Origin of the sequence: Nonomuraea zeae (assembly GCF_005889725.1) — a bacterium.
Taxonomy (GTDB): Bacteria; Actinomycetota; Actinomycetes; order Streptosporangiales; family Streptosporangiaceae; genus Nonomuraea; species Nonomuraea zeae.
Map to the genome: position 1 here is coordinate 1 of NZ_VCKX01000474.1, position 6,411 is coordinate 6,411.

General features: G+C 71.8%; 6 protein-coding genes. 3 read left to right on the forward strand and 3 right to left on the reverse strand.

Annotated elements, in window-relative coordinates; genetic code table 11:
- Positions 1-502 precede the first annotated feature (502 nt).
- Entirely contained in the window at positions 503-1,060 is a 558-nt protein-coding gene (locus tag ETD85_RS59230; RefSeq protein WP_170247449.1) for an arsenate reductase/protein-tyrosine-phosphatase family protein, read from the forward strand.
- Positions 1,061-1,307: 247 nt separating this feature from the next.
- Here ETD85_RS59230 and ETD85_RS59235 read toward each other — a convergent pair whose 3' ends face one another.
- Both ETD85_RS59235 and ETD85_RS59240 read right to left on the reverse strand, forming a co-directional pair.
- Entirely contained in the window at positions 1,308-2,663 is a 1,356-nt protein-coding gene (locus ETD85_RS59235) for a metallopeptidase TldD-related protein (protein WP_138698585.1), read from the reverse strand.
- Between the two features lie 59 nt (positions 2,664-2,722).
- A complete protein-coding gene (locus ETD85_RS59240; RefSeq protein WP_138698582.1) occupies positions 2,723-4,216 on the reverse strand; it encodes a TldD/PmbA family protein in 1,494 nt (497 codons plus the stop codon).
- A 77-nt stretch (positions 4,217-4,293) separates the two neighbouring features.
- Between ETD85_RS59240 and ETD85_RS59245 the strand changes: the two genes are divergently transcribed.
- Positions 4,294-4,989: a beta-ketoacyl-ACP reductase gene (locus tag ETD85_RS59245; RefSeq protein WP_138698583.1), complete on the forward strand. Its 696-nt coding sequence runs from the start codon at positions 4,294-4,296 to the stop codon at positions 4,987-4,989.
- A 1-nt stretch (position 4,990) separates the two neighbouring features.
- On the forward strand, positions 4,991-5,755 hold the full coding sequence (gene fabI / locus ETD85_RS59250; RefSeq protein ID WP_138698584.1) for an enoyl-ACP reductase FabI: 765 nt from the start codon (positions 4,991-4,993) through the stop codon (positions 5,753-5,755).
- Positions 5,756-5,887: 132 nt separating this feature from the next.
- Here fabI and ETD85_RS64160 read toward each other — a convergent pair.
- Positions 5,888-6,411 (reverse strand): hypothetical protein (locus ETD85_RS64160; RefSeq protein WP_206059580.1); only part of this gene is annotated, 524 nt, incomplete at its 5' end.

A 6,411-nucleotide genomic window follows, 5' to 3' on the forward strand; every position in this document is an offset into this window, starting at 1 on the left:
AGACCCGCCCACAGCGCCCCCAGCGGCACCCCAAAGCCTCCTGAACCATCCCAAGGTGGCGGCTAACCGGCCCAAGGCTGCTAAACGAGCTCAAGGTGGCTGAGCGGGCGCGGGGCGGCTGAACCGGCCGGAGGTGGCTGAACCAGCCTGGTGCTGAACCAGGCCGAGTGACCCTCAGCCCTCAAGCTCCAACCAGCCCAGGGCGACCTGATGGCCTGCCAGGCGGTCACCTGCCTTCGGGCCAGCGACGTGATAGCCCATGCGTCGCTCCCTGCACCTGGACCAGCGACCGGGGCTCTCAGGGACCGGCGTCGGGCTCTTGCGCATGGGAGCCACGATGCCCACAGTCGGCTCGCGTGGTTCCCGCCCAGCCGTTGACCGCTCAGCCGTTGACCGTCCAGACGCGAGCACCGCACCGCAGGCTGATCACCGCCAGGCGCCGGGACCGCGTTCCCCTAAATCCGTCTCTCCCGATCAGTTGGAAGCGGCTAGATTGGCCGATGTGAGCGGTGAGTTCCGCATTCTGCTGGTGTGCACGGCGAACATCTGCCGTTCCGCCATGGCCGAAGTGATCGCCAAGGCGATGCTCCACTCCTCGGCCTTCCCCGTGTCCACGGGAAGCGCGGGCGTCCGCGCGCTGACCGGCCACCCGATGGCCCCGCACGCGATCAGCGCCCTGGACAAGCTGGGGCTCGACGGCAGGGCGCACCGGGCCAGACCGCTCGAACTCGGCCTCGTCAGGGAGGCGGACCTGCTGCTGACGATGGAGGCCGGGCACGCGGCCGTCGCGATCGGGCTCGATCCGGATGCGGCGCGTAAGACGTTCACGCTGCCGGAGTTCGCCGGGCTCGCGGCGGGCGCGGGACACCGCCGCTACCGGTCCGACACGGCCGAGCGGGCCCGCGCGATCGTCGAGTCGGCCGCTGAGCGCCGCGAGCACCGGCGGGCGCTGGAGGTGTACGACCCGTACGGCGGCCCGCCGGAAGGCTACGACGTATGCGCCAAGACGCTCGGCGAAGCCCTCAGCCACGCCCTCGGCGCCCTCCTCGGCCCCCGCTGAGCAAATCCCTCCTGAGCCCCCTCAGCGGACCCCTCCTGGGCCCCCGCTGAGCGGACCCTTGCTGAGCCGCCGCTAGCGACCCCCGCTGAGCTGCCGAGGGGCGAGGCCCCTGGCGGCGCGCGGCCAACAGCTCTTCAGGAGGCGGGCAAGACCTCTCAGCAGGAGCCGCCCACCTCCAAAACGGGCGACGGGTCGGCGCAACCCGACTCACCCCGCCGCGCCGACCACAGACGGACGGAAACGAAGGTCAGCTGGCCTGGCTCACCGTGGACATGTTGAAGTCGGGCACCCGCACCGCCGGCATCACCGTCCGCTGGAAGTAGTCGTTCCACTCCCGCGGCAGCGTCCGCTCGCTGGCCCCCACCTCGCTCACCCGCCCGAGCAGGTCCACCGGGCTCTCGTTGAACCGGAAGTTGTTCACCTCGCCCACCACCTCACCGTGCTCGATCAGGTAGACCCCGTCCCTGGTCAACCCGGTCACCAGCAGCGTCTGCGGATCGACCTCGCGGATGTACCACAGGCAGGTGACGAGCAGGCCGCGCCGTGTCGAGGCGATCATCTCCTCCAGCGACCGCCCGTCGCCGGCCCCGGCCATGATCAGGTTGTCGATGCCCGGCGTCACCGGCAGCCCGCTCAGCTCCGCCGAGTAGCGGGTCTGCAGCAGCGCCTCCAGCCGCCCGTCCTTGATCCAGTCGGTCGGTCCCAGCGGCAGCCCGTTGTCGAAGACCGAGCTCTCCCGGCTGGAGGCGTGCGCCGTCACGAACGGCGGGCACGCGATGCCCGCCGCCCCCGGATCGCTCGACAGCGTGACGGGCAGCGTGGCGAGCTGCTCGCCCACGCGCGTGCCCCCGCCCGGCTTGGCGAACACCGAACGCCCGTCGAGCGCGTCCCTGGCCCCCGCCGACCAGTACAGGTAGATCATCAGGTCGGCCACCGCGCTCGGCGGCAGCAGCGTCTCGTAGCGCCCGGCGGGCAGGTCCACCCGGGTCTTGGCCCACTCCAGGCGCTGCGCCAGCGAGGAGCCGAGCGCGGCCACGTCGACGTCCGTGAAGTCCTGCGTGGACACGCCCGTCCACGCCGAGCGCTTGAGGTCGGCGGACTTGGCGTTGAGCTCCAGCCGCCCGGTCGGCTGGTCGTGGCGCAGCCGCAGGCCGGCGGACGTGCCGAGGAAGGTCGAGTTCACGGAGTGCTCGGCGAACCCGTACAGCCTCCTGCCGCCCGCCTCCGCCGCGGCGAACGCGTCGCCGAGCGCGGGCGCGAACGTCTCGAACACCCCGAAGTCGGTCGGCCGGACGGGATCGTCCCAGTGCGGCGACCCGGGCACGCCCTCGACGAGCGGCCTGGCGTCCTCCGCGGGCTGCGCGTCCCGCGCCGCGGCGTCGGCCGCCGCCACCACGTCGGCGAGCTGCTCATCGCGTACGGCGGCCCGCGACACCACCCCCACGCCCTGCCCCGCGATCGAGATCACGGTCAGCCGCGCGGACCGGGCGACGCCGTTGGTGGTCAGCGTGTTGCCCGCGAACCGCAGGTTGGCCGTGGACCCCTCGTCCACGAGGACCACGCAACCGTCGTTGCGAGAGAGCTCCAGCGCCCTCTCCACCATCTCTTGAGGAGAGGTCTGGACCGGCGAGCCCGCCTGGCCCCCCGAGAATCCGTGCTCGCTCACTTCCCGCCCTCCTGCACCGTGTTGAGGATCCGCACGCCCCTGAACAGCGCCGAGGGGCAGCCGTGGCTGACCGGCGCGACCTGCCCCGGCTGGCCCTTGCCGCAGTTGAAGGCGCCGCCGAGCACGTACGTGTCCGGCCCGCCGACGGCCTCCATCGACTGCCAGAAGTCCGTGGTCGTCGCCTGGTAGGCGAAGTCCCTGACCTGCCCGGCCAGCTTCCCGTGCGAGATCTTGTACGCCCGCTGGCCGGTGAACTGGAAGTTGTAGCGCTGCATGTCGATCGACCAGCTCTTGTCACCGACGATGTAGAGGCCCCGCTCGACGCCCGAGATGAGCTCCTCGGTCGAGGGCCCGTCCGGCGCCGGCGCCAGCGACACGTTGGCCATGCGCTGGATCGGCATGTGGCCGGGGGAGTCGGCGAACGCGCACCCGTTGGAGCGCCCGAACCCCTTCATCAGCGCCATCCGGCGGTCGAGCTGGTAGCCCACCAGGACGCCGTCCTTGACGATGTCGAAGCTCTGCCCCTGCACGCCCTCGTCGTCGTAGCCGACCGTGGCCAGGCCGTGCGTGACGGTCCTGTCGCCGGTCACGTTCATCAGCGGCGAGCCGTAGACCAGCTCGCCCAGCTGGTCGAACGTGGCGAAGCTGGTGCCCGCGTAGGCCGCCTCGTAGCCGAGCGCCCGGTCCAGCTCGGTCGCGTGGCCGATCGACTCGTGGATCGTCAGCCACAGGTTGGACGGATCGACCACCAGGTCGTAGTCGCCCGCCTCGACCGACGGCGCCGCCAGCTTCTCCGCCAGCAGCTCGGGCAGCCTGGCCAGCTCGCCCTGCCAGTCCCATCCGGTGCCCGTCAGGTATTCGTAGCCCCGGCCCACCGGCGGCGCGACGGTCGACATGTCGTCGAACCCGCTCGCGTGCGCCTTCATCGCGTTGAGCCTGGGATAGACCCGCACCCGCTGCTGCGTGGTGAGCGTGCCGGCCGTGTCGGCGTAGAACTTCTGTTCCTTGACCTGGAGCAGCCGCGCCGAGACGTGGTCGGCGCCCTTCATCAGCCCGGCCGACCACTCCGCCAGCAGGGCGACCTTCTCCGCCGACGGCACCTCGAACGGGTCCACGTCGTAGGCCGAGACCCACACGGCGTCGGCGTGCACCGGCTCGGGGGCCAGCTCGATGGGCTCCCTGTTGACCGGGGCGCTCACCTCCGCCACCCGCACCGCCTGCTCGGCCACCACGGCGGCCGCCTCGGGCGTCAGGTGGATGCCGGCGGCGAACCCCCACGTGCCGCCCTTGACGACGCGCACGGCGTAGCCGAGGTCGTCGGCGTCCATGGCTCCTTCGAGCCGGGCATCATAGAGGCTGAGCGTCTCGGCCCTGACGCGCTCCAGCCGGAAGTCGGCGTGCTCGGCGCCGAGGTCGCGAGCGCGTTGCAAGGCGGCGTCCGCGAGCTGCCGCAGCGGCAGCTCCAGGAAATCGGGATCGATCTGGCGCATGTCCACGATCCTAACCCTGTGATCTTGTGCCTCCCGGACAAGCAGATACCGGCGTGGAGAAGGTAGCGTCAGGTGCCATGGCACGCTCTGTACTCGTCACCGGAGGCAATCGCGGCATAGGCCTCGCGATCGCCCGTGAACTCGCCGCGGCAGGCGACGCCGTCGCGGTCACCTACCGATCGGGGGAGCCGCCCGAGGGCCTGTTCGGCGTGCGCTGCGACGTCACCAGCATGGCCGACGTCGAGGCCGCCTTCGACAAGGCCGAGGCCGAGCACGGCCCGGTCGAGGTCGTGGTCTCCAACGCGGGCATCACCAAAGACACGCTCCTCGCGATGATGAAGGAAGAGACCTTCACCGACGTCATCGACGCCAACCTGACCGGCGCCTACCGCGTGGCCAAGCGGGCCATCAGGCCCATGATGAAGCTCAAGCGCGGCCGGATCATCCTCATCTCCTCCGTCATCGGCCTGACCGGCCAGGCGGGCCAGGCCAACTACGCCGCCTCCAAGGCCGGCCTGATCGGCTTCGCCCGTTCGCTGGCCCGCGAATACGGCTCGCGCAACATCACGGTCAACGTGGTCTCGCCCGGCTTCGTCGCCACCGACATGACGGCCGAGCTCGACCAGGCGGCGATCGTCGCCAACATCCCGCTCGGGCGGCAGGCGGCCCCGGAGGAGGTCGCGCGCGTCGTGCGGTTCCTGGCCGGCGACGACGCCTCCTACATCACCGGGGCCGTGATCCCGGTCGACGGCGGACTCGGAATGGGGCACTGACGTGGGCATTCTCGAAGGCAAGCGGATCCTCGTGACCGGCGTGCTCACCGACGCCTCGATCGCGTTCTCGGTGGCCAAGCTGGCGCAGGAGGAGGGCGCCACGGTCGTGCTCACCGGGTTCGGCAGGCTGAGCCTGGTCGAGCGCATCGCCAAGCGGCTGCCCGCGCCGGCGCCGGTGCTGGAGCTCGACGTCCAGAACAACGAGCACCTCGACACGCTGGCGGCCCGGGTCGGCGAGCACGTGGACGGCCTCGACGGCGTGGTCCACTCGATCGGCTTCGCCCCGCAGACGGCGCTCGGCGGCAACTTCCTCAACACCTCGTGGGAGGACGTCGCCACCGCCCTGCAAGTCTCCACCTTCTCCTACAAGTCGCTGGCGGTCGCCTGCCTGCCCCTGATGAAGGAGGGCGGCGCGGTCGTCGGCCTCGACTTCGACGCCTCCAAGGCGTGGCCGGTCTACGACTGGATGGGCGTGGCCAAGGCCGGCCTGGAGTCGTGCAACCGCTACCTGGCCCGTGACCTGGGCAAGCACAACATCAGGGTCAACCTGGTGGCGGCCGGGCCGCTGCGCACGATGGCGGCCAAGTCGATCCCGGGCTTCAAGGAGTTCGAGGACAGCTGGCCGGAGAAGGCGCCGCTCGGCTGGGACCTCTCCGACACCGGCCCCGCCGCGCGCGCGTGCGTGGCCCTGATGTCCGGCTGGTTCCCGGCCACGACCGGCGAGATCGTCCACGTGGACGGCGGCGTCCACGCCATCGGCGGCTAACCAACCGGACCCCGCGCGGCAGGCGGCCCACGCACCCCGGAGAGGTGTGCGTGGGCCGCCGTCCTGTGGACCGCCGTCCTGTGTACCGTGCCGGGCCTGCCAGTCGTGCCGGGCGTGCTGCCCGGCTGGCCGTCAGGCCAGCCGGTGGCGTCCGTTCCCGGCCCGCGCCGGTTCGAACGGGATCGACTCGGCGGGTTCCGTACGCAGGCGCCGCTGCTGCACGATCCGCGTGGCCAGCACCGCCGAGCCCAGCAACGCGATGGTCAGCGCGGTCCCCAGCACGTCGGAGGCGGGCGGGCTCGGCCGCACCACCCGCTGATCCTGCATCGGCACCGCCAGCTCGTGGGCGAACGGGTTGGGCCACAGCAGGTCCACCCGCGGCTCGTCGGCGTCGGCCCGCTCCGTCGCGGTGACCGGCCGCCCGCTGTCCACCGTCTGGGGCCGGCTCTCCGGCGGCGTGGGCGGGCGCGTCTGCGCCCCCCAGAACTCCTCGCCCCACTCGCGCGGCGGCTGCGTGGGCCCGCCCGACGTCGTGGGCGTCGGACGCGGCGACGTCGACTCGACCGCCTCGGGGTCCTGGCACGACAGCACCGGCAGGCAGACCTCGCCGAGCGTCTCGGGGACCAGCCCGGTCTTGGTGGAGGAGGGGGTGGGGG